Genomic DNA, 25,687 nt, shown 5'->3' on the forward strand with positions numbered 1-25,687 from the left:
GACGGGGGGTCCGGGGGGCTGGCCCCCCGGCCTCCGCGGGACGCAATCAGGCGTCCAGCTTGCTCACCCGGGCTGCGGACTTGGCGATCTCGATCCGGCGCGGCTTCAGTGCCTCGGGGATCTCGCGGACCAGGTCGATATGCAGCATGCCGTCCAGATGGCTGGCACCGTCGACGCGGACATGGTCGGCCAGCGTGAACTTGCGTTCGAACGCACGCGTCGCGATGCCGCGATGCAGGAAGGTCCGGCCTTCGTCCTCGTCGGCCTTGCGGGCCGAGACGATCACGGCGCCGTCGCGGACCTCGACGGTCAGGTCGTCGGCGGCAAAACCGGCCACGGCGATCGAGATGCGATAGGCATCCTCGCCGGTCTTCTCGATGTTGTAGGGGGGATAGGTGGTGCTGGCCACGTCGGCGGTCATGGCGCGGTCCATGACGTCGGCCAGACGATCAAAGCCGACAGAGGCCCGGTACAGCGGGGTCAGGTCGAAATTACGCATGTGTCACATCCTGTTCAAAGCGATGTCAGGGTTGCCCCCCGAAACCGGGCGGGCAGGAAACCGACGCCATCATGGCCGCCGGTCCCCTGAATCTAGATCGCCCGAACCGGGTTTCAAGCCCCCAGGGCTGCGGGTTTCGGCCCACCCGTGGCCCAGTCCAGCAGCTCGACCGTATGCACCACCGGAACCGCGGTTCCGCCGCCGATCTGCATCATGCAGCCGATATTTCCAGCGGCGATCACCTCTGGCGCGACCGCCTCCAGCGTCTCGACCTTGCGGGCCTTGAGTTCCGACGACAGTTCCGGCTGCAAAAGGTTGTAAGTGCCGGCCGATCCACAGCACAGATGCGGGTTCGCGGGTTCCAGCACCGTGAACCCCATGCCGGACAGCAGGTCCTTTGGCGCAGACTTGATCTGCTGGCCGTGTTGCAGCGAACAGGCCGAATGATAGGCGACGCGCATCCCGCGGCCCCCATCGCCCACGCGATCCGGCAAACCCAGCCCGACCAGAAATTCAGTCACGTCGCGGGCAAGGCCGGCCACGCGGCGGGCCTCGGCCTCCATCGGGTCGCCCTTGAACAGGTGCCCGTAATCCTTGATCGTCGTCCCGCAGCCCGAGGTGTTGATGATCACCGCGTCCAGCGCACCGCCCTCCTCGGCCGCCAGCAGGCGGCTGATGCTGTCGCGGGCGCGGGCCTTGCCGTCGGCCTCCTGCCCCATGTGCAGGGTCAGTGCGCCGCAGCAGCCAAAGTCCTGCGGAATGACCACCTCGACCCCGGCGCGCTGCAGCAGGCGGATGGTGGCGTCGTTGATGTCGGTGTTCAGCGTCCGCTGCGCACAGCCGATCATCAACGCGACCCGCGCCCGCCGCGTGCCCTGCGCCGGGAAGGTCTGGCCGACATCGTTGCGGCTGGCCGGCGGCAGGGATTTCGGCGCCATGTCCAGCATCGCGCGCAGGCGGCGATCCGGCATCAGCCCCTTGAAGGGCCGCGCGATCTTGGCGCCCATCAGCGCCAGCCGGAACCGGCCCGGATGCGGCAGCACGAATTTCAGCACCCACCGCAGGGCGCGATCCATGAACGGGCGGCGATAGGTGTCCTCGATATGCTCGCGCGCATGTTCCAGCAGGTGGCCGTAATGGACGCCCGACGGACAGGTCGTCATGCAGGACAGGCAGCCCAGGCAGCGGTCGATGTGCTTGACGGTCTTTTCATCCGCAGGGCGGCCCGATTCCAGCATCTCCTTGATCAGGTAGATGCGGCCGCGGGGGCTGTCCAGCTCGTCCCCCAGCACCTGATAGGTCGGGCAGGTCGCCGTGCAAAAGCCGCAATGCACGCAGGTCCGCAGGATCTTGTTGGACCGCGCGGTCAGCGGGTCGGACAGCTGTTCGGGCGAAAAATGGGTCTGCATCAGGCAAGACTTCCAAACAGGCCGCGCGGGTCAAAGCGCGCCCGCAGGTCACGCTCCAGCCGGTCGGTCAGGGCGTCGGGGGCGGGCAGGATGCCCGGCGCGCCGGAGATGCGGCGGGCATGGCCCGAAAAGGTCGGCAGATCGGGCATCTGCCCGCGCGGCAGGCGCACATGGATCAGCGCGCCGCCCCAGTCCAGCGACAGGGGTTCGGGCAGGCGTTCCAGCAACGCCGGCGCCTCGCTTGGCCGGCAGGTGATGCGCCAGGTGTCCATGTCGGGATCAGGGGTATCATTACTAAGAAGACGCCAAGCCTCGGGGTCACCCTCCTGCACCGTGCCGAACGCGGACAGGCGCGCGGTCAGGTCTGCGGCGCGGGCCTTGACGGACGCGGCCAGCCCTTCCACCCGGATCAGCGCGCCGTGACCGGGCAGCCACCCCGCCCCCGACACGTCAAACGGACCGCCAAGCGCGCTGGACAGCGCCGGGATGGCCGCCGCCGCGTCCAGGTCCGGCAGGGCCAGGGTGGCGGTCACGGGCGGCAGGGGGGCGGTGCGGAAACTGATCTCGGTCAACGCGCCCAAGGTGCCGCGGCTGCCGGCCATCAGCTTGACCAGGTCATAGCCGGTGACGTTCTTCATCACCCGGCCACCGTTGCGGACAACCTGCCCCTGCCCGTCGACGAACCGCACGCCGATCATCGCGTCGCGCGCGGCCCCGGCCTGGACCCGGCGCGGGCCGCTGGCATTGGTGGCGGCCACGCCGCCAATGGTCGACCCGGCCGCGGCCGAGGGTTCGAACCCCAGCATCTGGCCCTCGGCGGCCAGGGTCTGGCGCACCTCCTCCAGCGTGGTGCCGGCGCGCACGACCAAGGTCAGCGCCTCGGGCTCGTACAGGGTCACGCCAATCAGGGCGGACGTGTCGATCCGGTCCCCCTGCCCTTCGCCCGGCCACAGGCGCGTCGCGCCGCCGGTCACAGAGATCGGGCCACGGGCGTCGCGGATCATCTGGGCCAACTGGCCCTCGGTCTCAGGCCGCATCGGCGGGCCGGTTCAGGCGGCGGTCGCGGCGCGGCGCGCTGACGTCCAGCGGGAACACCTTGGCGGCGTTCAGCAGCCAGTGCGGATCGAACGCGTCCTTGACCAGCATCTGCGCCTCAAGGTCGGCGGGGTCGAACTGTTCGCTCATCAGGTCTCGCTTTTCGATGCCGACGCCATGTTCGCCGGTCAGGCAACCACCGACCTTGATGCACAGGCGCAGGATGTCGGCGCCAAGCGCCTCGGCCAGGTCCAGGTCGCCCGGCTTGTTGGCGTCATAGATGATCAGGGGATGCATGTTGCCGTCGCCCGCGTGGAAGACGTTCGACACGGCCAGCCCGTATTGCCGCGACAGATCGCCGATGCCCGAAAGCACGGTGGGCAGGGCCGTCACCGGGATGGTGCCGTCCAGGCAGATATAGTCGCCCATGCTGCCCATCGCGCCAAAGGCCGATTTCCGGCCCTTCCAGATGCGGGCGGATTCGTCGTCGGACCGGCTTTCGCGGAACTCGACCGGGTCAAAGGTCATGGCGATGTCGCGGATCAGGGTCAGCTGTTCGTCGATCTCGGCGGGTGTGCCCTCGACCTCGACGATCAGCAGGGCCTCGCAATCGGGGTATCCGGCGCCGGAAAACTCCTCGGTCGCCTTGATGCAGGGGCTGTCCATGAACTCGATCGCGACGGGGATGATGCCCGCGCGGATGATCGCGGCCACGCAGGCGCCCGCCGTTTCGGCGGCGTCGAACCCGATCAGTGCGGGGCGCGCGCCCGCCGGTTTCGGCAGGATGCGCAACGTCGCCTCGGTCACGATGCCCAGCTGGCCCTCGGACCCGCACACGACGCCCAGCAGGTCCAGCCCCGGCCCCTCGCCCATCGGGCCGCCCAGATGCACGACCGAACCGTCCATCAGCACGACCGTGACTCCCAGCAGGTTGTTGGTGGTGACGCCGTATTTCAGGCAATGCGCGCCGCCGGAATTCATCGCGATGTTGCCGCCGATGGCGCAGGCCAGCTGGCTGGACGGGTCGGGCGCATAAAAGAACCCCAGGCCGTCCACCGCACCGGACACCGACAGGTTCGTGCGCCCCGCCTGGACCCGGATCAGCCGGTCGCCGGGCGCAATCTCCAGCACGTCGGTCATGCGCGACAGGCCGATGACGACCGCGTCCGCCGTGGGCATGGACCCGCCCGCAAGGCTGGTCCCCGCGCCGCGCGGCACGACCGGCACGCGCAGGTCGTGGCACAGGCGCAGCAGGCGCGACACCTCCTCGGTGCTGCGGGGCAGCACGACGGCCAGCGGCGCGCAGCGATAGGCCGACAGCGCGTCGCATTCATAGGCCCGCGTTTCCGCCGGGTCGTCGATGACCGCGCCGGGCAGCGCAGTCCGCAACGCGTCGGTGATCGCCTGCCTGCGCGCCAGAACGGTCGCGTCGGGTGGGGGCATCTGCATCATGGCCGGTTCTCCTCCCTGCCTGTCGTCATGACGGTATGCCGCGTCGCTGGGGGTTTCAAGGCGCACCGTCCGGCCCTAATGTCGCGTCATGAACCTGCTTGACCAGTTTGCCGCCTATCCGATGGCCCTGCGCGACATGGTCGCGCTGGCGTTCCTGTTCATCTCCTGGCTGGGAATCGGCTGGTTCACGGAACGCCCGCCTGCGGGGCGGCCGTCGGTATCGGTGCTGATGACGCGGTACCGGCGCGAATGGATGCGCCATTTCGTCGACCGCGAACCGCGCATCTTCGACGGCAACATCCTGGCCAGCCTGCGCGAGGGCACGGCGTTCTTTGCCAGCGCCTGCATGATCGCCACGGGCGGCCTGCTGGCGCTGATCGGCAATGGCGAACGCCTGCGCAGCGTCGCCAGCGGGCTGGAGCTGAACCCCACCTCCGACACCGGGTGGGAGCTGCGCCTGCTGGTGCCGATGTTCTTCGTGGTGAACGCGTTCCTGAAATTCGTGTGGGCGCACCGGCTGTTCGGTTATTGCGCGGTGATGATGGCGGCGGTGCCAAACCGGCCCGACCACCCCGACGCGATGGACCGCGCCATGCAGGCCGCCGATCTGAACATCACCGCCGCCCGCAGCTTCAATGCCGGGCTGCGCAGCGTCTATTTCGCGCTGGCGGCGCTTGGCTGGCTGACAGGCGCCTGGACGCTGATGCTGGGAACGGCGATCGTGCTGTGGGTCACGTGGCGGCGCGAATTCGCGTCGACCTCGCGGCAGGTCATCCTGCGGTCGCTGCCGCCCCCGGTGCTTTCAGCCGGGCTTTCCGGTCCTGTCGAACAGCGAACGCCAGCACGACGGCCCCCGCAGCCGTAAGCGCCACGCCCACCAGCCCCGCGCCCGCCAGCCCCACCCCGCCGCCAGCGCCAGCCCGGCCAGGAACGGCCCCAACGCGTTGGCCGCGTTGAAGGCCGCGTGGTTCATTGCCGCCGCCATGTTCTGCGCCGACCCCGCCACGTCCATCAGCCGCGTCTGCAGCGGAATGACCAGCCCCGCCCCGGCGGCGATCAGGAAGGACGACAGCACCATCAGCGGCCAGCTGCCCACGACCAGGGCCGCGAACCCTTGGGTCGCGGCCATCGCGGCCAGGCTGGCGAATGCCGCGCGGTCGATGCCCAAAATCTCGGTCAGGCGACCGGCGCCCCAGGTGCCAAGCGTGCCCCCCACGCCAAAGGCCGCCAGCGTCAGCGGGATGACATATCCCGGCGCATCGGTCGTGGCCAGGATCGCCGCCGTCAGGAAGGCATAGACCGCGAACAGCCCGCCGAATCCGATGGCCCCCACGGCCAGCACCCACAGGACGCGCGGGTTGCGCAGGGCGGCCAGCTCGTCCCACGGACGGGCATTGGGATTGCCGCCCACACGCGGCGCCACGCGCAGGATCAGCCAGGCCGACAACAGCGCGATCACGCCGGGCAGCGCGAACCCCCACCGCCAGCCGATGCTTTGCCCCATCCAGCCCGCCAGCGGCACGCCGAAGATGTTGGCGATGGTCAGGCCCAGCAGGACCCGCGCCGCCCCCCGCGCCCGCTGCCCGGCGGGCAACGCGTCGGCGGCATACAGCATGGCCACGCCCAGGAACCCGCCATGCGGCAGGCCGGCCAGGAACCGCACGCCGACCAGCGATGCCAGCCCCGGCATAAAGGCCGCAAGCAGGTTCACCAACCCATAGAACGCCATCAACGCCGCCAGATAGCGCCTGCGCGGCAGCCGCGCGCCCAGCATCGCCGTCACCGGCGCGCCGACCACGACGCCAAGCGCATAGGCGCTGATGACATGGCCCGCCTGCGGTTCGGTCAGGGCCAGGTCGGCGGCGAAATAGGGCAGCAGCCCCATCGCCGCGAATTCCGACGTGCCGATGGCAAAGGCGCCAAGCGCCAGCGCCAAGATGGCGGCGCGGAAATCAGGGGTGGAGGTCATGGGGCATTCCTGGGACGGGGGGTGTTAGCCCTCACATCAGCTTGGGCCCGGTTTGGCAAGCCCCACGCGGACAGGTCAGCCTTGCATCATGTGCAAGGCATCACAGCAGTCCCCGCTGCACCGCGATCCAGATCGCCAGCGCGGCCACCACCAGCACCCCGAACGCGACCGATGCGCCAAAGCTGACCGCCCTGCCCTGCCAGCGGGTGATCTCGCCCAAGGGGCGCAGATGCGCGGCCAGCGCCGCGTGATCGCGCGCCAGGCGGTCGGCGGGCAGCTGTCGCGCGACCTTGGGCTGGGCGGACAGGCGGTCGGCCTCGGCCAGGCGGGCGGCACGGCGGCGCAGGCCAGCGGGCAGCGCACCCCCACGACGGCGCAGCATCGCATGCAACGGCGGGCGTTCACCGCGCCGCGCGCCGCCGAACCGGGACGCGATCAGGACCGCGATCTCGTCGGCCATGACGGGGATGTCTTCGAAGCTGTGGCCCTTGCGCATCATCAGGGCAGGATAGACGGGATGGCAGCCGCGCGCCAGACGCCGTAAGCTGCACAGATGAAGCTGAATCACACCGTCGCGGGCCCCGAGGGTGCCCTTCCCGTCCTGCTGGTGCACGGACTGTACGGCCAGGGCCGCAACCTGGGCGCGCAGGCCCGCAGGCTGGCGCAGACGCGCCGCGTGGTCACCGTTGATCTGCGCAACCATGGCGACAGCCCGCAGGACATGGATGCCGATTATCCGGCGCTGGCGGGCGATCTGGCCCAACTGATCGCCGATCTGGGCGGGCAGGTCGACCTGGTCGGCCATTCGATGGGCGGCAAGGCGGCGATGGTGCTGGCCCTGACCCAGCCGGATCTGGTGCGGCGGCTGGTGGTCATGGACATCGCGCCCCTGACCTATGACCACGACCAGACCCGCTATATCGACGCAATGGAGGCGCTGGACCTGTCCGCGATCACCCGCCGCAGCCAAGCCGATGCCGCGATGTCCGCGCAGGTGCCCCAAGCCGGCGTACGCGCGTTCCTGCTCCAGAACCTGGATCTGAAGGCCGCGCCGCCCGCGTGGAAGCTGAACCTGCCGGCCCTGCGCGCGGCCATGCCGCAGATCGTGGGCTGGCCCGCCGACCTGCCGCAGGGCAGCTTTCCCGGCAAGGTCATGGCCCTGCGCGGCGCGCAATCCGATTTCGTCGACGATGCCGGAGAGGCCGCCCTGCGCGCGCATTTCCCGCAGGCGCGGGTCGTCACGCTGAAGGATGCGGGTCACTGGCTGCATGCCGACGCGCCCGAAGCCGTGGCCGAAACGCTGGTCAGCTTTCTGGGCGACGGCCGCTAGCAGCGCAGATCGACCAGCGCCACCGCCGAATGGGGGCCGCCCTTCGGGGTCAGGCTGTTGACGATGGGCCGGCATCCGGTGGCCTGGGCCGCGGCCTGCATCATCAGGTCCGGCACGCGCCCGCGATCGGCGCGGCGCAGACGATCAAGCCTGATCACCTGCGCCTCGGTCCCGCGGGGATAGACGGCAAAGCGCATCCCGTCGACGGTCACGTCCTGACGGGTGGCTGCCAGAAAACCCGGCGACGGGGTGGTGCAGCCCGACAGGGCCAGCATCAGGACAAGGGGGGCGGTCACGCGGATCATGCCCCCATCATCGCCCGCCAAGGTTAACGGCAGGTTAATCCTGCCGCTGTTCCTCCAGCCGGTCGGCCAGCGATTCGGCGCGGGCGGCCAGTTCGGCCATTGCCTCGCGCAGGTCGGCGGGGATCACGGGAACCTCGACGCGGGGCGGGTTCTGCTGCAGCCGGTTGATATGGCGTTCGGCCTTTTCGGCGCGATCCTCCAGCGTGGCAAAGCGGTCGGCCAGCATCAGCCCCGCCAGCAGCAGCAGCCGCGGCTCGGGGACGCGCCCGGCCTGTTCCAGGATCTGGCGCGCCTCTCCGTCCAGGATGGCGGCGGCGCGCTGCAGCAGGCGCTCTTCGCCATCGGCGGCGCCGACGCGGTATTCCTTGTGTCCGATGGTGAATTCGACCTCGGCCATGTCAGCGCTCCTCGTGGTTGGGCGGCAGATCCTCGGGCAGACCGCCCGCATCTCCCCCGGCCTCGTCCGGCACGGTGCCGTCCAGGATCGGCGGTTCGTCGGCCAGCAGGCGTTCCAGCTCTGCCATGATCTCGCTCATCTGCGCCATCTCGGCGGCGCGGGCGGCGCGCAGGGCGGACAGTTCGGCCTGCAGGGCGGCCATCTGTTCGTCGGCGCCGATGCCGCCGGTTTCCTGCGCTTCCAGCAGGTCGCGGTTGGCACCGATCAGTTCCTCGTTGGCGGCGGACAGGCCCGCGGCCTGTTCGGTCGCGGCGTCCAGGCGGGCCTGCAGCCCGGCCAGGGCGCCGTCATCGGCGACCGGGGCGGCGGCGGCAGGACGCGGGGCCGCGTCAAGCATCTTGTCCATCCGGTCAAGCGCGGCGCGCAGCCTGCGTTCGCTGGCAGTGATGTCGCTCATGGCGCGGGTCCTTTGGTGGTGTCTGTCAGACGTTTTCGCATTGCGGGCCCGGTAAGACAAGAACGGGCGGGAAAACCCGCCCGTTCCTTTGGTGATTTTGGCTCAGCGCAGCTCTCGATGCTCGGCCATCAGGCCCTTGACCAGGGCATAGCATGCGCCCAGCAGCACGATGGCGAAGGGAAAGCCCGTCGACACGGCCATGGCCTGCAGCGCGACCAGACCGCCGCCCAGCAGCAGGGCGATCGCGACCGCCCCCTCGATGGCGACCCAGAAGATGCGCTGCGGGACGGGTGCGTTGATCTTGCCGCCCGCCGCGATCGTGTCGATCACCAGCGATCCGCTGTCGGACGAGGTGATGAAGAACACGATCACCAGCACGATCCCCACCAGCGAGGTGATGGAGGCCAGCGGCAGCTGACCCAGCATGGTGAACAGCTCCAGCTCCAGCGGGGCGTCCAGGATGCCGGTGAACCCGCCGATGGTCATGTCGATGGCGGTGCCGCCAAGCGCCGTCATCCACAGGATCGAGATCAGCGACGGCACGATCAGCACCGCGATCAGGAACTGCCGCACGGTGCGGCCGCGGCTGACGCGGGCGATGAACATGCCCACGAAGGGCGACCAGCTGATCCACCACGCCCAATAGAACGCGGTCCAGCCGTGGCGGAAGTTGTCGTCCGTGCGGCCGAAGGGGTTCGACAGCGGGATCAGTTCCGCCCCATAGGCGCCCAGGTTGCTGAAGAAGCCGCCCAGGATGGCCAGCGTCGGTCCGACGGCGATGACAAAGACCAGCAGCACGATGGCCAGGATCATGTTCAGCTCGGACAGGCGCTTGACGCCCTTTTCCACGCCAAGGACGACGGACGCCCCGGCGACGCAGGTGATGCCCACGATCAGCAGGATCTTGTTCAGGCCGTTGTTCTGGAACCCGAACAGATAGGCCAGACCGGCCATCGCCTGTTCCGCGCCCAGTCCCAGCGAGGTCGCAAGGCCAAAGATCGTGGCCAGCACGGCCAGGATGTCGATGATGTGGCCCGGCCAGCCCCAGATGCGTTCGCCGAAGATCGGATAGAACACCGACCGCAGCGTCAGCGGCAGTCCCTTGTTATAGGCGAACAGCCCCAGCGCCAGCGCCACGACCGCATAGATCGCCCAGGGGTGCAGACCCCAGTGGAAGATCGTCGCGGCCATGCCGATGCGGCGCGCGGCCTCGGGGTCGTCCACGGCGCCGCCCAGGGGGGCCCAGTCGGTGCGCACGCCGCCCTCGGTGACGGCACCGCCCAGCGCGGCCTCGAAATGGCCCAGCGGTTCGCTGACGCCATAGAACATCAGGCCGATGCCCATGCCCGCCGCAAACAGCATCGCGAACCAGCCGGTCAGGCTGAAATCGGGCGTGGCATCGGGTCCGCCAAGACGGATCCGGCCAAGCGGCGACACGATCAGCGCCAGGCACAACAGCACGAAGACGTTGCCGGCCAGCATGAAGAACCAGTCAAGATTTGCCGTCAGCCCGTCGCGCAGCCCGCCGAACAGCGGTTCCAGCTGGCCGGGAAACAACAGCGTGACGGCGGTGAACATCACCACCGCGGCGGCAGAGATGCCGAAGACCGGGTTGTGGATGTCAAAGGGCACCTTGCCCTGGTGTTCGATATTGTCCTGACCGATCGTATAGTCGGTCTCGATGATCTCTGTCGGGCCTCGGGCTCGGGCAGCGGCTCGATGCCGTCATCGGGGGTGGGCTCGGCCTTGGGCGGCGGGGCCTTGGGCGTCAGGGGCGGGTAACGTCCGCTTAGCGCGTCCTGTTCGCGCGTCCGGTCGCGGGGCGTTCCCGGACCTTTCGGTGGTGTCTGTGACATCTGTCCCTTTCAGATTTGGTCTCGATCGGGTGGCAGGTCCTTGGACCCTTGGCGGAAATCCGCCGCGGCGGCTCACTCCTTCTCACATTTCGGTCAGAAAGGCCACCGCCGGGCATTCGGTTCCCGGCCCCGCCGTCGGCCCGACCGTTGACTTTGGCCGCGACCGCGCCCAAGCATTCGCGTTTTGCGCCTTGGCGAGGACCCCATGGGAAAAGTGCATCGCAGCTTTGTCGTGATCGGGCTGGGCGCCTTTGGCAGCGTGGTGGCCGCGGAACTGGCGCGGTTCGGCAACCAAGTGATGGGCATCGACAAGGACCCGCGGCGCGTGGCCGCCCTGGCCGAACAGCTGCCCGCATCGCTGATCCTGGACGCCACGGACGAAGGCGCGCTGCGCGAAGCGGGCGTCGACCGCTATGACGTGGGGCTGGTGTCGATCGGCAACAACCTGGAAAGCAACGTGATCGCCGCGATGAACCTGCGGCTGGTGGGCGTGGGCACGGTCTGGGCCAAGGCCGACAACCGCACCCATCACCGCATCCTGTCCAAGATCGGTGCCGACCGCGTGGTCATGCCGGGGCTGGAGATGGGCCGCCACACCGCGCAGATGCTGAACAACCCGGCGGTCCAGGATTATGTCAGCCTGGGCAACGGCTATTCGGTGGTGAACCTGATGATCCCGCACCGGCTGTCCGGCCGCACCCTGTCCCAGTTGAACCCCGGTCCGGGGATCGAGATTCTGGGCATGATGCGCGGCACCGAATATCGCGACATTCGCGGAGAGGACCCGGTCCTGCAGGCCAACGACCGCATACTGCTGCTGGGCAAGCGGGTCGACCTGACCAGTTTCGGCGACCGGCTGTGAAACGGCCCCGCCCCACGGCCCTGCGGCGCTGGCTGGCGCGCACGCCGCCGCCCGCGGTGCTGGCGGTGGGGTACCTGACGCTGATCGTGGTGGGCGGGCTGCTGCTGATGCTGCCGCCGATGACGCACACGCCGATCACGCTGTCGGACGCGCTGTTCACATCGACCTCGGCGGTGACGGTGACGGGGCTGAACGTGGTCGACACGGAACTGGTCTTTGCGTTCTGGGGACAGCTGGTCATCGCGGTGCTGATCCAGATGGGCGGGCTGGGCCTGATGACCTTTGCGGTGCTGATCTGGTCGGCCCTGGGCCGTCCCCTGGGCATCACCCAAGGCACCTATCTGCGCGAGGACCTGAACCAGACCTCCTATGTCAAGCTGACGCGGCTGGTCTGGACGATCCTGCGCATCGTGGTCATGGCCGAGGTCGCGGGCGCGATGCTGCTTTGTCTGTCCTTCATGCCCCATCACGGGCTGGGGCCGGGGCTGTGGCATGCGATCTTCCACTCCGTCTCGGCGTTCAACAACGCGGGCTTTTCCACGTTCTCGCCGGGGCTGACGGGATACGCGCTGGACCCGGTGGTCAACGTCGTGATCCCGGTCCTGTTCATCGCGGGGGGCATCGGCTACGTCGTCATCGCCGACCTGTACCAGCGCGCGTTCTGGCGCGGCTGGTCGCTGCACACGCGGATGATGATGGTCGGCACCGCGATCCTGATCGTGGGCGGGGTCGCGATGACCGCGATCCTGGAATGGAACAACCCCCGCACGCTGGCGCAATACGACAGCATCACCGCCCGCCTGACCGTCGCGTGGTTCCAGGGCGTGACCACCCGCACCGCCGGGTTCAATTCGACCGACATCGCGGGGTTGGAGGAGTCGACCTCGTTCATGTACATGATCCTGATGATCATCGGCGCAGGCCCCACGTCGACCGGGGGCGGGCTGAAGGTCACGACCGTCTTCGTGATGCTGCTGGCGACCTGGGCCTTTCTGCGCCGCCGGACCGAGGTGACGGGGTTCGGCCGCTCCATCCCGCTTGGCGACGTGCTCAAGGCGATGGCGCTGATGGCGATGGCCTCGGCCGTCATCGTCACCGCGATCTTTCTGCTGCTGATCAGCGAGGGCGGCGATTTCGTCGACATCGCGTTCGAGGTGTCGTCGGCCTTCGGCACGGTCGGCCTGTCGCGCGCCTATACGCCGGAACTGTCCGAATTCGGTCGCGCGGTCATCATGGTGGTGATGTTCCTGGGCCGGGTCGGGCCGCTGACCCTGGGGTTCTTTCTGGCCACGCGGATGGTGCCGCGGGTGCGTTATCCGGCGGGCCAAGTGCATCTTGGCTGATCCGCGCGCCGCGCCTATAAGGCGCGGTGACAGGAAGGACATCCCATGCGCCAGGCCACCATCACCCGCAAGACCTCGGAAACCTCGATCGAGGTGACGCTGAACCTCGACGGCACCGGGGTCTATGACAACCAGACCGGCGTGGGGTTCTTCGATCACATGCTGGACCAGCTGTCGCGGCATTCGCTGATCGACATGACCATCCGCGCCGACGGCGATCTGCATATCGACGACCACCACACGGTCGAGGATACGGGCATCGCCATCGGCCAAGCCCTGGTCGCGGCGCTTGGCGACAAGAAGGGCATCCGCCGTTACGGCAGCTTCCTGCTGGCGATGGACGATTCGCTGGTGCGCTGCGCGCTGGACCTGTCGGCGCGGCCCTATCTGGTCTGGAACGTCGATTTCCCGTCGCAGAAGATCGGCACCTTCGACACCGAACTGGTGCGCGAATTCTTTCAGGCGCTGTCGACGCATGGCGGCATCACCCTGCACGTGGACCGCATCCACGGGCTGAACAGCCACCACATTGCCGAGGCCGCGTTCAAATCCGTCGCCCGCGCGCTCCGCGAAGCGGTCGAGCCTGACCCGCGCATGGCAGGCGTGCTGCCCTCGACCAAGGGCGCCTTGTGATGCGGGTCGCGCTGATCGATTACGACAGCGGCAACCTGCATTCGGCCGAAAAGGCGTTCCAGCTGATGGGCCGCGACGCGGGCGCGAGGTGGTCGTGACCTCGGACCCCGAGGTTGCCGCCCGCGCCGACCGCATCGTGCTGCCCGGCGACGGGGCGTTCCCAGCCTGCCGCACGGCCTTGGGCGAGGTCGACGGCATGGCCGAGGCGATCCAGGACGCGGTGATCACCCGCGGCGTGCCCTTCATGGGCATCTGCGTCGGCATGCAGATGCTGGCCACCACCGGCCATGAATACCGCGAAACCCCCGGCCTGAACTGGATCGGCGGAGAGATCCGCGCCATCGCCGCCCCCGGCCTGAAGGTGCCGCATATGGCTGGAACGATCTGGTCATCGACCACCCCCACCCGGTGCTGGAGGGTATCGCGACTGGCGATCACGCCTATTTCGTGCACAGCTGGCAGTTCCAGGTGACCGACCCCGCGCATCTGCTGGCCCATGTCGATTACGGCGGCCCGGTGACGGCAGTGGTCGGGCGCGACAACATCATCGGCACCCAGTTCCACCCCGAGAAATCGCAGGCGGTCGGCCTGCGCCTGATCGCGAACTTCCTGCGCTGGAACCCCTGAGGCGACCACTGGATTTCCTGCCGCCTTTGGGGTCTTGTGCCGCAAACGAACAGGAGACACCGATGGACGATCTGGAACGCCGCATTGCCGTGGCCCGCGGGGACGAACCCGCCGACCTGATCCTGCGCGGCGGCCGGGTGTTCGACCTGATGACGGGCACGATGATGGCGGGCGACGTGGCCATCTGCGGCGACCGGATCGCGGGCATTGGCGATTACCACGCGGACCGGGTGATCGATGTCACGGGCCTGGTCCTGGTGCCGGGATTCATCGACACGCATCTGCATGTGGAAAGCAGCCTGGTCACGCCCTTCGAATTCGACCGCTGCGTGACGCCGCGCGGCGTGACCACCGCCATCTGCGACCCGCATGAAATCGCCAATGTCATCGGCCTGGACGGCATCCGGTATTTCCAGGCCGCGTCCGAACACCTGCTGATGGACCTGCGCGTGCAGCTCTCCTCCTGCGTGCCGTCGACCGAGATGGAGACATCGGGCGCCCGCATCGAGGCGGACGACCTGGCGCAGGTCATGGGCCACCCCTCGGCCATCGGGCTGGCCGAGTTCATGAACTATCCCGGCATCATCCACCGCGATCCGGGCGCGATGGCCAAGCTGCGCCTGTTCGCGGGCGGCCATATCGACGGCCACTGCCCGCAGCTGTCGGGCCAGGACCTGAACGCCTATATCGCCGCCGGCATCCGCACCGAACACGAAGCCACGACCGCGGATGAGGCACTGGAGAAACTGCGCAAGGGCATGCGCGTGCTGATCCGCGAAGGGTCGGTCAGCAAGGATCTGGACGCGCTGCAACCGATCCTGACCGATACGACCAGCCCCTATCTCTGTCTGTGCACCGACGACCGCAACCCGCTGGACATCGGCGAACACGGGCACCTGGACTACATGATCCGCCGCCTGATCGCGCTTGGCACCTCGCCGCTGGCGGCCTATCGCGCAGCGTCGCTGTCGGCGGCCGAGGCCTTCGGGCTGAAGGATCGCGGGCTGATCGCGCCGGGCCTGCGCGCCGATATCGTGGCCATCGACAGCCTGGAGGGGTGTAATGCGCAACTGGTCCTGACCGGCGGGCGGGTGGTCGATGACGCGGCCTTCGCCGCGCGCGGGACGGTGGCCCCGGTCGGCCGCGCCTCGGTCAAGGCGCCAAAGGTGACGCCGCAGGACTTTCGCTGCACCGGCAACCGCACGGAAACCCCGGTGATCGGCATCCTGGAAGGCAAGATCATCACCGAACACCTGACCTACGACATCCCGCCCCAAGACGGCGACAAACGCCCCGACCCGTCGCGCGACCTGTCGCGCATCGCGGTCATCGAACGGCACGGCAAGAACGGCAACATCGCCACGGGCTTCGTGCAGGGGTTCGGCTTGCGCGCGGGGCCATCGCCTCGACCCTGTGCCACGACCACCACAACATCGCCGTCGTCGGCGTGGATTACGCCGACATGGCGCTGGCCGCCAACCGGCTGACCGACCTGGAGGGCGGCTTTGTCGTCGCCTGCGACGGCCGGATCCTGGCCGAACTGCCCCTGCCCGTCGCGGGCCTGATGAGCCTTGACCCGTTCGAGACGGTGCGCGATACGCTGATCGCCCTGCGCGCCGCCGCCCGCACCCTGGGCACCCCGCTGGAGGAGCCGTTCCTGCAGCTGGCCTTCCTGGCCCTGCCGGTCATTCCTGCGCTTAAGATTACCGATCGCGGCATGGTCGATGTCGCGAAATTCGAGATCATCGCCCCCTGACCTCTCTGTTGCCCCAATACCCGCAGGGGTGAATTGGCGGGCACCGCCAAGAGGGGGCGGCAGCCCCTCTACCCGCCCCGGACGCGCAGCACCTCGGCCACGGCACGCGCCACGGCGTCCTGAATGCTCAGCGCGCTGGTATCCAGCACCACCGCATCCTCGGCTGGCCGCAGCGGCGCCGCGGCACGCTGGCTGTCGCGCAGGTCGCGTTCGCGCAGTTGCGCCAGCATCTCGGCCGGGTCCGCACCCAGTTCGGCCGCGCGCCGCGCCGCCCGCACTTCGTCGGATGCCACCACGTACAGCTTGACCGCCGCGTCGGGGCAAATGACCGTGCCGATGTCGCGCCCGTCCAGCACGCGCCCGGGTCCTGCGCGGCAAAGCGGTGCTGGAACGCGACCAGCGCGGCGCGCACCTCGGGGATGGCGGCGATGCGGCTGGCGGCCTGCCCCGCCTCGGCGCTGCGCAGGTCGGGACGGGCCAGATCGTCCGCGTTCAACGACTGCGCTGCGGCGATCGGGTCGCCGCCCTTGGCCCCGGTCGCCCGGTACAGCAGGCCCGTGTCCAGGTGGTGAAATCCGAACCGGTCGGCCAGCGCGCGGGCAATCGTGCCCTTGCCCGATGCGGCCGGTCCGTCGATGGCGATGATGAAGGGCATGGCAGGCGATCTGTGCGTTGAGAAGGGAACGGGCTATCCCGCACCCTTCGCATACCAGGCCCCAAGCGTCCAGCATCCCCGGCCCGCGCCCGGAATGCGCAACTTTCGGATCACTTGGCCGCTGCAAATTTTCGCGACATTAGCCCTTGGCATTCACCGCGCTGCGCAGTCCTATGGGACTTTAAGAACGAATTGAGTTTTAGACATAGATGTTATCAGGTTTCATCGAACGACTTCTGGACGCACCCACCATCGCCGACATCCGCGCCGTATTTCTGGAAGCGGTCGGCGATCTGGGATTCGACCATGCCCTTTATGCCGCGCGCTTCATGCTGACGGTGCCAAGGTCGCTTCTGCGCGACAACCCCGTCGTGTTCAGCAACCTGCCGGCTGAACTGATCGACCAGGCCCAACAGCTGCGCGACCTGGATCAGGACACCTGGGTCGAATGGGTACGCGACAATGACGGCGATATTGCCTCCCACGACCTGCAGGACCGCTTCGGCCCGTCGCGGTCGTTCGGCCTGGCGGCGGATCACGGGCTGGGGCACGCACGGATCATCAGCCTGCGCGACAAGGTCCTGCACAGCGTGGGGGCGGTGGTGGTGATGCCGCGTCGCGGCGCCGACGCGCAGGACCTGCACGCATGCTGGACCCGGTCGGGCCGCGAGGTGCGGGTGCTGGCCTGGGTCATGCACATGCGCATCGCCACCATGCAGCGCAACCTGCCCAAGGTGACCCTGACGGCGCGCCAGCGCGAGGTGCTGGGCTGGCGGTCCGCCGGCAAGACCGTGGCCGAAATCGCGATGATCCTGGGGATCACCCCGGCCACCGTCGAAAAGCACATGCGCCTGGCCCGCGAGGCCCTGGGGGTCGAGACGACGCCCCAAGCCGTCCTCAAGGCCCATGTAACCCACCAGCTGTTCCAGCCAGCGTCGGCCTCGCTGAAGCTTGGCGGACGGGGGTAGGGTTTTCCACCGTTTCGCCCGACCCCGAAACTGCGTCACATCGTCCCGTTCCGTGAGTGGTGACACGCAAGTGTCAGGAACAGGCGGCGTCCGGCCGGGTTGCCTTGGCCGGACCTCGTCACCAGACCCCCGGAACGCGAAATGCCGACCCCTGGGGGCCGGCATCCGTGTCAGTCCATCGTCGGAAGATCAGGCGCCGCTGAGGGTCTTGGCGACCTCGGCTGCGAAATCCTCTTCCTTCTTCTCGATGCCTTCGCCGACCATCACGCGGGCATAGCCCGTGATCTGGACGCCGGCCTCGGCCGCCGCCTGCTCGACCGTCAGGTCGGGGTTCATCACGAACGCCTGGCCCAGCAGCGTGTTCTCGGCCACGAACTTCTTCATCCGGCCCGGGATGATGTTGTTCTGGATCACGTTCTCGGGCTTCGGCTTGGCCGACGAGGCGTTCTCTTCCAGCGCCTTGGCGGTCTGGACCTGCAGCTCGCGCTCCAGCGCGGTGGGGTCCATGGTGGCCTCGGACAGCGACACCGGGTTCGTCGCCGCGATGTGCATCGCGAACTGCTTACCCACGGTCTGTGCCTTGTCCGCCGGACCCGACAGCGCGACCAGCACGCCGATCTTGCCCAAGCCATCAGCGGCGGCGTTGTGCACGTAGGACACGACGGTCTCGCCTTCCAGGACCTGCACGCGGCGCAGGGTCAGGTTCTCGCCGATGCGGGCGATGGCGCCGGTCACGACGTCGCCCACGGGCTTGCCGCCCAGATCGGCCGCCTTGAGCGCCTCGATCTCGTCCGCGCCGTTCAGCGCGACGCCGGTGATGTCACGGACCAGCTGCTGGAAATCGGCGTTCTTGGCGACGAAATCGGTTTCCGAGTTGACCTCGACGGCAACGCCGCGGCCACCCGAAACCTGCACGCCAACCAGACCTTCGGCGGCAACGCGGTCGGCCTTCTTGGCGGCTTTCGCCAGGCCCTTGGTGCGCAGCCAGTCGATGGCCGCTTCCATGTTGCCGTCGGTTTCGGTCAGGGCCTTCTTGGCGTCCATCATGCCTGCGCCGGTGGTCTCGCGCAGTTCCTTCACCATCGCTGCGGTGATTGCCATATCCGTCTCCTATCTGTTCAACGCGTCAGGCGGGGCATATCCCCGCCTGACGACAATCCGATGAATGGGTGGTTCCGGGGCGGATCAGGCCTCGGCTGCGGCCTCTTCGGTGGCCGGCTCGTCCATCAGCTCTTCCGGCGCATCGGCCAGCGAACCCAGGTCGACGCCCGACGCACCCATGTGGGCGGTCATGCCGTCCAGGGCCGCACGGCTGACCAGGTCGCAATACAGCGCGATGGCGCGGGCCGCGTCGTCGTTGCCCGGGATGATGTAGTCGATTCCGTCGGGCGAGCAGTTGGTGTCGACCACGGCCACGACCGGGATGCCCAGCTTCTTGGCTTCCAGGATGGCCAGGTCTTCCTTGTTGACGTCGATGACGAACAGCAGGTCGGGAAGGCCGCCCATGTCGCGGATGCCGCCCAGCGAGGCTTGCAGTTTGGTCTGCTCGCGCTCCAGCTGCAGGCGCTCTTTCTTGGTCAGGCCCTCGGCACCGCCGGCCATCGTCTCGTCGATCGCCTTCAGGCGGTTGATCGACTGGCTGACGGTTTTCCAGTTGGTCAGCGTGCCGCCCAGCCAACGGTGGTTCATGTAGAACTGTGCCGACTTTTCAGCAGCTTCCGCGATGGAACGCTGTGCCTGGCGCTTGGTGCCGACGAACAGCACGCGGCCGCCCTTGGCAACCGTGTCGCGCACGACCTGCAGGGCCGCGTCCAGCATCGGCAGCGTCTGCGTCAGGTCCAGGATGTGGATGCCGTTGCGGTCACCATAGATGAACTCGCCCATGCGGGGGTTCCAGCGTTGGGTCTGGTGACCATAGTGAACGCCAGCTTCAAGAAGCTGACGCAGCGAGAATTCGGGAAGCGCCATGAGGAGTTCCTTTCCGGTTTGCGCCTTGGCAGGGGGTCTCAGGGCGAATGCCCCAACCGGTGGACCTTTGCGGATATGTCCCGCAAGGCCCTCCCCTGCCTGTGAAGTAGGCGCGCGATAGCCCCTGCGCGGGCGAAAGGCAAGCGGATTCGCTGTGGCATTCCTGCAGATAGCGGTAACATCGGCATGGCGGCACCCTTGCATCGCGCGGGGCTTGGGTTCAGGTTCGCAGCAGTTCCATTCATAAGCGATAGGCCCGCCATGACCCCCCAAGATCAGTCCCGGCAGACGAAAGCCCTGTGCCAGCTGGCGCCGGTGATCCCGGTCATCGTCATCAAGGACGCGGCCCATGCCGAGGGGCTGGCCCGTGCGCTGGTCGCGGGCGGCCTGCCGGTGCTGGAGGTCACGCTGCGGTCCGACGCCGCGCTGGACGCGATCCGCGCCATGAGCCGCGTGTCAGGCGGCCATGTCGGCGCAGGCACCGTGCTGACCCCGGACGACGCCAAACGCGCCAAGGACGCGGGCGCCAGCTTTGCGGTCTCGCCCGGCCTGACCGACCGCCTGATCGCGGCGTGCGAGGAGCTGGCCCTGCCGCTGCTGCCCGGCGCCGTCACGGCGTCCGAGGTGATGCGCGCCGCGGATGCGGGCTTTGACATGCTCAAGTTCTTCCCGGCCGAGGCCGTGGGCGGCGCGCCCGCGCTGAAATCGCTGGCCGGCCCCCTGCCCCGCATCAGCTTCTGCCCCACGGGCGGTGTCACGCCCCAGAACGCGGGCAGCTATCTGTCCCTGCCCAACGTGATCTGCGTCGGCGGCAGCTGGATCGTGACCGATGCCGACATGGCCGCCGGCAACTGGCAGGCGATCGAGGATCGCGCCCGCACCGCCGCGGCCCTGCGCGGCTGACCATGGATCTGGCGCGCGCCCGCAGGAATGTCGCGGTCCTCGTTCTGGCACAGGCGATCCTGGGCGCGCAGATGTCGATCATCTTCATCGTGGGCGGGCTGGCGGGCCAGATCCTGTCGCCGCATCCCTGCCTGGTGACGCTGCCGCTGTCGATGATCATCTTGGGTTCGACCCTGTCGGCGCGGCCGTTGGCACGCTTCATGCAGGCGCGCGGGCGGCAGGCGGGGTTCCTGCTGGCGGTGGCGGCGGGGGGCTTGGGCGCGGCCGTCGCGGCGGCCGGGCTGTGGCTGGGCTCGTTCGGGCTGTTCATGGTCGGGTCGACCCTGACCGGCATCTACATGTCGGCGCAGGGCTTTTATCGCTTTGCGGCCACCGACACCGCGCCCGAGGATTACGCCCCCAAGGCCATCAGCCTGGTCATGGCCGGCGGCCTGGCCGCCGCCATCATCGGCCCTGCGCTGGTGCGGATGACCAGCGACCTGACGGCGGTGCCGTTCCTGGCCACCTATCTGGCGGTGATCGGTCTGAACCTGGCGGGGCCGCTGCTGTTTTCGTTCCTGGACATCCCCACGCCCCCCGCCCCCGTCGCTGGCGCCCGTACGGGTCGCCCGATGGGGCAGATCCTGCGTACCCCTGCCATCGCCGTCGCGATGGTGTGCGGGATGGTGTCCTATGCCCTGATGAACCTGGTGATGACATCGACCCCGCTGGCGGTGGTCGGATGCGGATATGACACCGCGGATGCGGCCAACATCGTCAGCGCGCATGTGCTGGCCATGTTCGCGCCCAGCTTTTTCACCGGCCACCTGATCGCGCGGTTCGGGCCGGAGCGGATCGTCGGGCTGGGGCTGGCGATTCTGGCCGCTGCCGGGGCGGTGGCGCTGTCCGGCGTCGCGCTGGAACAGTTCTACGTTGCGCTGGTCCTGCTGGGGATCGGCTGGAACTTTGGCTACATCGGCGCCACGACTATGCTGACCCGCGCCCACGCGCCCGAGGAACGCGGACGCGTGCAGGGCATGAACGATTTCGTGGTCTTCGGCGGGGTGTTCCTGGCGTCGCTGTCGTCGGGAGGGCTGATGAACTGTTCGGGCGGGTCGATCGTCGCGGGCTGGAACGCGGTCAATCTGGCGATGCTGCCGTTTCTGGTGCTGGCGGGCGGCGCACTGATCTGGCTGGTGATGCGGCCCCGCCCTGCCTGACTTCAGATCAGCGTCTTCTGTTCGGGCGGCGCGGACTTGCGGCGCTTGGGATTCTCGGTCTTAGGCTTGTCGGGCGCGCGTCGGGGCGCACGGCCACGCGGCGGTCGCCCGCGAATTGCAGCTCCATCCGCGGGGTCTGGGCGGCGGCCTCGGGCGTGGTCACGACCCCGCCATCGGGACCGCGCACGATCACGAACCCGCGCCGCAGCGTCTGCTCATGGCCCAACGACAGCCGCATCCGGTCCAGCCGCACCAGCGCATCCTGCCGCTGACGGCAGACGCGGGCCATCGCCGCAACCAACCGCTGATCAAGATCGGCCAGCCGGGCGCCCTGCTGCACCGTGGCGCGCCGCGTGGTCGCCACGACCCGCACCAGCGAATTGTCCAGCCGGTCACGCAGCTGCGCCAGCCGGTCGCGCGGACGGTCAAGCCGCCGGGTGCGGGCACCGTCCAGCCGCATCAGCGCGCGGTCCAACCCGGCCCGCTTGCCCTGCGTGAACTGGCGCAGCATCGCCGCGGGCATCGGGCGCGCGGCCAGCTGCTGCCTGCGCGCGCGGGCCAGTTGCCGCAGCGCCGGTTCCAGCCGCCCGCCCCAGAGGTCCAGCCGCTGCCGCGCGCCTTCGGTCAGGGCAGCGGGGCGGCCCAGGGCGCGGGCCAGATCGCGCAGGCGCTGACGCGGCCGCTGGATCGCCTGCGCGTTGCTGCGCGCCATCCGCGCACCGGTCTCGGCCAGCCGCACGGCCAAGTCGGCGCGGACCGGCACGGCCATCTCGGCCGCGGCCGTCGGCGTCGGTGCCCGCATGTCCGAGGCGAAATCGATCAGCGTCGTGTCCGTCTCGTGCCCCACGGCCGAGATCAGGGGGATGTCGCTGGCGGCCGCCGCGCGGACGACCGATTCCTCGTTGAAGCCCCACAGATCCTCCAAGGACCCGCCGCCGCGGGCCACGATGATCAGGTCCGGCCGCGGGATCGCCCCCCCCGGCGTCAGCGCGTTGAAGCCCTGGATCGCCGCCGTCACCTGCGTTGCGCAGCCATCGCCCTGCACGGCCACCGGCCAGATGATCACGTGGGTCGGAAACCGGTCGCGCAGCCGGTGCAGGATGTCGCGGATCACCGCGCCCGAGGGCGAGGTCACTACCCCGATCACCCGCGGCAGAAACGGCAGGGCGCGCTTGCGGTCCTGATCGAACAGCCCCTCGGCGGCCAGCGCCTTGCGACGCTTTTCCAGCATCGCCATCAGCGCGCCGGCGCCTGCCGGTTCGATCTGATCGACGATCATCTGGTATTTCGACTGGCCCGGAAAGGTCGTCAGGCGACCGGTGGCGATGACCTCCATCCCCTCCTCGGGGCGCTGGATCAGGCGGGCGGCCTGGCCTTTCCAGGTAACGGCGGCCAGCACGGCGCGGTCGTCCTTGAGGTCGAAATACAGATGCCCCGATCCGGGGCGGGACACGCGGCCGACCTCGGCCCGCACGCGGACACGGCCGAACTGGTCCTCGATGCTGCGTTTGACCGCGCCGGACAGTTCGGAAACGGTGAATTCATGCGCGTTGCTGCCCGGTTCCGGGGCATCGTCCATGTCGTCGTCCAGCAGGTCCATGCGTCTTGTTCCCTTGTCCCGGCCAGACTAGAACGCCGCAAGGTCAAGCGAAAGGGCGGCAGATGAATATCCTGATCCTGGGCGGCGGCGGGCGCGAACACGCGCTGGCTTGGGCGATCCGGCAGAATCCGAAATGCGACCGCCTGATCGTGGCGCCGGGCAATGCGGGCATCGCAGGCGTCGCCGAATGTGCCGACCTGGACGTGCTGTCGCGCGCCGCCGTCCTAGAGTTCGCCCAAGAGAACGCCATCGATTTCGTCATCATCGGCCCCGAGGCGCCGCTGGCCGCGGGTGTCTCCGACGCGCTACGCGACGCGGGTTTCCTGGTCTTTGGCCCCAGCCAGGCCGCGGCCCAGCTGGAGGCGTCTAAGACCTTCACCAAGGAAATCTGCGACGCCTGCGCCGCCCCTACCGCGGCTTGGGCCCGCTTCACCGACGCCGCCGCCGCCCGCGATTACGTGACCGCCCAAGGCGCGCCGATCGTGGTCAAGGCCGACGGGCTGGCCGCCGGCAAGGGCGTCACCGTGGCCGAGACGGTGGAACAGGCCCATGCCGCCATCGACGACATCTTCGACGGCGCCTTCGGCGACATGTCCGTCGTCATCGAGGAGTTCATGGACGGAGAGGAGGCCAGCTTCTTCATCCTGTCCGACGGCACCGACTGCCTGGCCATCGGCACGGCCCAGGACCACAAGCGCGTGGGCGACGGCGATACCGGCCCCAACACCGGCGGCATGGGCGCCTATAGCCCCGCCCCGGTGCTGACGCAGGCGATCCAGGACCAGGTGATGGACCGCATCGTGCGCCCCACCATCGCGGAAATGGCCCGGCGCGGCACGCCGTTCCAGGGGGTGCTGTACGCGGGGCTGATGATCGCGGACGGCCAGGCGCGGCTGGTGGAATACAACGTGCGTTTCGGCGACCCCGAATGCCAGGTGCTGATGATGCGACTTGGCGGGCAGGTGCTGGACCTGCTGCTGGCCTGCGCCGAAGGGCGGCTGGCCGATACGCCAGTCATCTGGGCCGACGATCACGCCCTGACCGTGGTCATGGCGGCCGAGGGTTATCCCGGCGCCTATGCCAAGGGGACCGTGATCGGCGGCCTGCAGGCCCTGCCCGAGACCAGCTTTCAGATGACCTTCCACGCGGGCACGGCGGACCGTGACGGCGCGGTCGTGGCCACCGGTGGCCGGGTGCTGGCCTGCACCGGGCGCGGTGCCACCCTGACGGATGCACATCAGCGCGCCTATGCGCTGGTCGACGCCATCGACTGGCCGCAGGGCTTTTGCCGCCGCGACATCGGGTGGCGCGCATTGTGATCGCATGACAAAGGGCCGGCCCCGCGACGGGGCCGGCCCTTGGACGCCGCCAAAGGGGTCCGGTCAGGTCGGCGAATACAGCCCTTCGTAGATCGGCAGCAGGGTGTCCGTCTCGAACAGGCTGCTGACGGACGTGCCGTTCCAGATGTTCAGGATCGCCTGCGTGAACATCGGCGCGGTCGGCACGATGCGGATGTTGGGGGCGTTCTTCACCGCGTCGGTGGGCTGGATCGAATCGGTGATGACCAGCGATTTCATCACCGAATTCGTCACCCGTTCCACCGCCGGGCCGGACAGGACGCCGTGTGTGATATAGGCGTGAACCTCGGTCGCGCCGTTGTCGGTCAGGGTCTGCGCGGCCTTGACCAGCGTTCCGGCCGTGTCGCAGATGTCGTCGACGATGATGCAGGCCTTGCCCGCGACATCACCGATGATCGTCATTTCGGCGATCTCTCCGGCCTTTTCGCGGCGCTTGTCCACGATGGCCAGGGGCGCGCCGATCCGCGTCGCCAATTCGCGGGCGCGGGCCACGCCACCGACATCCGGCGATACGACCATCAGGTCGCCCATCCGCCCCTTGAAGTGATGCTGCACGTCCAGCGCAAAGACCGGGGCCGCGTACAGGTTGTCCACCGGCACGTCGAAAAAGCCCTGGATCTGGGCCGCATGCAGGTCCAGCGTCAGGACGCGGTCGATGCCTGCCTCGGTCAGCAGGTTCGCGACCAGCTTGGCGCTGATGGGCGTGCGGGCCTTGGCGCGGCGATCCTGGCGCGCATAGCCGAAATAGGGGATCACCGCGGTGATGCGCGCGGCCGACGACCGGCGCAGCGCGTCGGTCATGATCAGCAGCTCCATCAGGTTGTCGTTGGCCGGGTTCGAGGTCGGCTGGATGATGTACATGTCCTCGCCGCGGACGTTCTCATAGACCTCGACGAAGATCTCGGCATCGTTGAACCGCTCGACGCGGGCGTCCAGCAGGTTGACGCTCATCCCGCGATGCATGGACATGCGCCGCGCGATGGACTGGGCCAGGGGTCGGTTGGCGTTTCCGGAAATCAGCTTGGGTTCGGTCATGACGGGCATGGGGCGGGCCTTTGGCGGTTGCGTCAGATTGCGGTTGCCTTAGCACCGGGCTAGCCTGCGGG

At 68.6% G+C, this 25,687-nt stretch carries 22 protein-coding genes and 4 pseudogenes; 11 read left to right on the forward strand and 15 right to left on the reverse strand.

Annotation, left to right across the window (positions count from 1 at the left end; all coding sequences use genetic code 11):
- Positions 1-46: 46 nt before the first annotated feature.
- The 4 genes from TY51_RS05590 to TY51_RS05605 all read right to left on the reverse strand — a co-directional run bounded on the left by TY51_RS05590 (position 47) and on the right by TY51_RS05605 (position 4,392).
- A complete protein-coding gene (locus TY51_RS05590; RefSeq protein ID WP_042246988.1) occupies positions 47-499 on the reverse strand; it encodes an Hsp20 family protein in 453 nt (150 codons plus the stop codon).
- A 113-nt stretch (positions 500-612) separates the two neighbouring features.
- On the reverse strand, positions 613-1,908 hold the full coding sequence (gene glcF / locus TY51_RS05595; protein ID WP_042246991.1) for a glycolate oxidase subunit GlcF: 1,296 nt from the start codon (positions 1,906-1,908) through the stop codon (positions 613-615).
- Entirely contained in the window at positions 1,908-2,945 is a 1,038-nt protein-coding gene (locus TY51_RS05600; RefSeq protein WP_042246994.1) for an FAD-binding protein, read from the reverse strand. Before TY51_RS05600 ends, glcF begins: the two co-directional genes overlap by 1 nt.
- Positions 2,935-4,392 carry an FAD-linked oxidase C-terminal domain-containing protein gene (locus TY51_RS05605; protein ID WP_042247059.1) on the reverse strand — a complete coding sequence of 486 codons (1,458 nt, stop codon included), beginning with the start codon at positions 4,390-4,392 and terminating at the stop codon, positions 2,935-2,937. The genes TY51_RS05600 and TY51_RS05605 overlap by 11 nt, the downstream gene beginning before the upstream one ends.
- A 91-nt stretch (positions 4,393-4,483) precedes the next feature.
- On the opposite strand from TY51_RS05605, the gene TY51_RS05610 reads away from it, so the two are divergent.
- A complete protein-coding gene (locus TY51_RS05610) occupies positions 4,484-5,260 on the forward strand; it encodes a DUF599 domain-containing protein (RefSeq protein ID WP_042246997.1) in 777 nt (258 codons plus the stop codon).
- On the opposite strand, the gene TY51_RS05615 is transcribed toward TY51_RS05610, so the two are convergent.
- Positions 5,198-6,364 carry an MFS transporter gene (locus tag TY51_RS05615; protein ID WP_231558924.1) on the reverse strand — a complete coding sequence of 389 codons (1,167 nt, stop codon included), beginning with the start codon at positions 6,362-6,364 and terminating at the stop codon, positions 5,198-5,200. The genes TY51_RS05610 and TY51_RS05615 overlap by 63 nt on opposite strands.
- Before the next feature lie 100 nt (positions 6,365-6,464).
- Complete coding sequence (locus TY51_RS05620; RefSeq protein WP_231558925.1) at positions 6,465-6,932, reverse strand: hypothetical protein; 468 nt, start codon at positions 6,930-6,932, stop codon at positions 6,465-6,467.
- Here TY51_RS05620 and TY51_RS05625 point away from each other — a divergent pair.
- Positions 6,918-7,694 (forward strand): alpha/beta fold hydrolase, encoded by a 777-nt coding sequence (locus TY51_RS05625; RefSeq protein ID WP_042247000.1) that lies wholly within the window; start codon positions 6,918-6,920, stop codon positions 7,692-7,694. The genes TY51_RS05620 and TY51_RS05625 overlap by 15 nt on opposite strands.
- Here TY51_RS05625 and TY51_RS05630 read toward each other — a convergent pair.
- From TY51_RS05630 to TY51_RS05645, 4 genes and pseudogenes are all read right to left on the reverse strand, one after another.
- Positions 7,691-7,999 (reverse strand): hypothetical protein, encoded by a 309-nt coding sequence (locus TY51_RS05630; RefSeq protein WP_042247005.1) that lies wholly within the window; start codon positions 7,997-7,999, stop codon positions 7,691-7,693. The genes TY51_RS05625 and TY51_RS05630 overlap by 4 nt on opposite strands.
- A gap of 34 nt (positions 8,000-8,033) precedes the next feature.
- On the reverse strand, positions 8,034-8,396 hold the full coding sequence (locus tag TY51_RS05635) for a cell division protein ZapA (RefSeq protein WP_042247008.1): 363 nt from the start codon (positions 8,394-8,396) through the stop codon (positions 8,034-8,036).
- Between the two features lies 1 nt (position 8,397).
- A complete protein-coding gene (locus TY51_RS05640; RefSeq protein WP_052649840.1) occupies positions 8,398-8,853 on the reverse strand; it encodes a hypothetical protein in 456 nt (151 codons plus the stop codon).
- 102 nt (positions 8,854-8,955) lie between these two features.
- A pseudogene (locus TY51_RS05645) lies at positions 8,956-10,574 on the reverse strand (BCCT family transporter).
- Positions 10,575-10,914: 340 nt separating this feature from the next.
- On the opposite strand from TY51_RS05645, the gene TY51_RS05650 reads away from it, so the two are divergent.
- The 5 genes and pseudogenes from TY51_RS05650 to ade all read left to right on the forward strand — a co-directional run bounded on the left by TY51_RS05650 (position 10,915) and on the right by ade (position 15,930).
- Entirely contained in the window at positions 10,915-11,571 is a 657-nt protein-coding gene (locus TY51_RS05650) for a TrkA family potassium uptake protein (protein ID WP_042247012.1), read from the forward strand.
- Positions 11,568-12,914, forward strand: coding sequence for a TrkH family potassium uptake protein (locus tag TY51_RS05655; RefSeq protein ID WP_231558926.1), 1,347 nt, complete (start codon positions 11,568-11,570; stop codon positions 12,912-12,914). Before TY51_RS05650 ends, TY51_RS05655 begins: the two co-directional genes overlap by 4 nt.
- Before the next feature lie 45 nt (positions 12,915-12,959).
- A complete protein-coding gene (hisB, locus tag TY51_RS05660; protein WP_042247015.1) occupies positions 12,960-13,547 on the forward strand; it encodes an imidazoleglycerol-phosphate dehydratase HisB in 588 nt (195 codons plus the stop codon).
- A pseudogene (hisH, locus tag TY51_RS05665) lies at positions 13,547-14,174 on the forward strand (imidazole glycerol phosphate synthase subunit HisH). The gene hisB and the pseudogene hisH overlap by 1 nt, the downstream one beginning before the upstream one ends.
- A gap of 164 nt (positions 14,175-14,338) precedes the next feature.
- A pseudogene (ade, locus tag TY51_RS05670) lies at positions 14,339-15,930 on the forward strand (adenine deaminase).
- A 68-nt stretch (positions 15,931-15,998) separates the two neighbouring features.
- Here the strand turns inward: ade and TY51_RS05675 are convergent.
- Positions 15,999-16,585: pseudogene (locus tag TY51_RS05675) on the reverse strand (d(CMP) kinase).
- A 209-nt stretch (positions 16,586-16,794) separates the two neighbouring features.
- Here TY51_RS05675 and TY51_RS20125 point away from each other — a divergent pair.
- Entirely contained in the window at positions 16,795-17,553 is a 759-nt protein-coding gene (locus TY51_RS20125) for a LuxR family transcriptional regulator (protein WP_052649842.1), read from the forward strand.
- 189 nt (positions 17,554-17,742) lie between these two features.
- On the opposite strand, the gene tsf is transcribed toward TY51_RS20125, so the two are convergent.
- Positions 17,743-18,654, reverse strand: coding sequence for a translation elongation factor Ts (gene tsf, locus TY51_RS05685; RefSeq protein ID WP_042247017.1), 912 nt, complete (start codon positions 18,652-18,654; stop codon positions 17,743-17,745).
- An 84-nt stretch (positions 18,655-18,738) separates the two neighbouring features.
- Complete coding sequence (gene rpsB, locus TY51_RS05690) at positions 18,739-19,521, reverse strand: 30S ribosomal protein S2 (RefSeq protein ID WP_042247020.1); 783 nt, start codon at positions 19,519-19,521, stop codon at positions 18,739-18,741.
- A gap of 261 nt (positions 19,522-19,782) precedes the next feature.
- Between rpsB and eda the strand changes: the two genes are divergently transcribed.
- Together eda and TY51_RS05700 are read left to right on the forward strand one after the other, a co-directional pair.
- Positions 19,783-20,424 carry a bifunctional 4-hydroxy-2-oxoglutarate aldolase/2-dehydro-3-deoxy-phosphogluconate aldolase gene (gene eda / locus TY51_RS05695; RefSeq protein WP_042247022.1) on the forward strand — a complete coding sequence of 214 codons (642 nt, stop codon included), beginning with the start codon at positions 19,783-19,785 and terminating at the stop codon, positions 20,422-20,424.
- Positions 20,425-20,426: 2 nt separating this feature from the next.
- Positions 20,427-21,623 carry an MFS transporter gene (locus TY51_RS05700; RefSeq protein ID WP_042247023.1) on the forward strand — a complete coding sequence of 399 codons (1,197 nt, stop codon included), beginning with the start codon at positions 20,427-20,429 and terminating at the stop codon, positions 21,621-21,623.
- A 7-nt stretch (positions 21,624-21,630) separates the two neighbouring features.
- Here TY51_RS05700 and xseA read toward each other — a convergent pair whose 3' ends face one another.
- Positions 21,631-23,223 carry an exodeoxyribonuclease VII large subunit gene (gene xseA, locus TY51_RS05705; RefSeq protein ID WP_042247026.1) on the reverse strand — a complete coding sequence of 531 codons (1,593 nt, stop codon included), beginning with the start codon at positions 23,221-23,223 and terminating at the stop codon, positions 21,631-21,633.
- 62 nt (positions 23,224-23,285) lie between these two features.
- Here xseA and purD point away from each other — a divergent pair, with 62 nt between their 5' ends.
- Positions 23,286-24,542 (forward strand): phosphoribosylamine--glycine ligase, encoded by a 1,257-nt coding sequence (gene purD, locus TY51_RS05710; RefSeq protein ID WP_042247032.1) that lies wholly within the window; start codon positions 23,286-23,288, stop codon positions 24,540-24,542.
- A 63-nt stretch (positions 24,543-24,605) separates the two neighbouring features.
- On the opposite strand, the gene TY51_RS05715 is transcribed toward purD, so the two are convergent.
- Positions 24,606-25,625, reverse strand: coding sequence for a ribose-phosphate pyrophosphokinase (locus TY51_RS05715; RefSeq protein ID WP_042247035.1), 1,020 nt, complete (start codon positions 25,623-25,625; stop codon positions 24,606-24,608).
- Positions 25,626-25,687: the final 62 nt, after the last annotated feature.

The organism is Paracoccus sp. PAMC 22219 (genome assembly GCF_000787695.1).
Classification (GTDB): Bacteria; Pseudomonadota; Alphaproteobacteria; order Rhodobacterales; family Rhodobacteraceae; genus Paracoccus.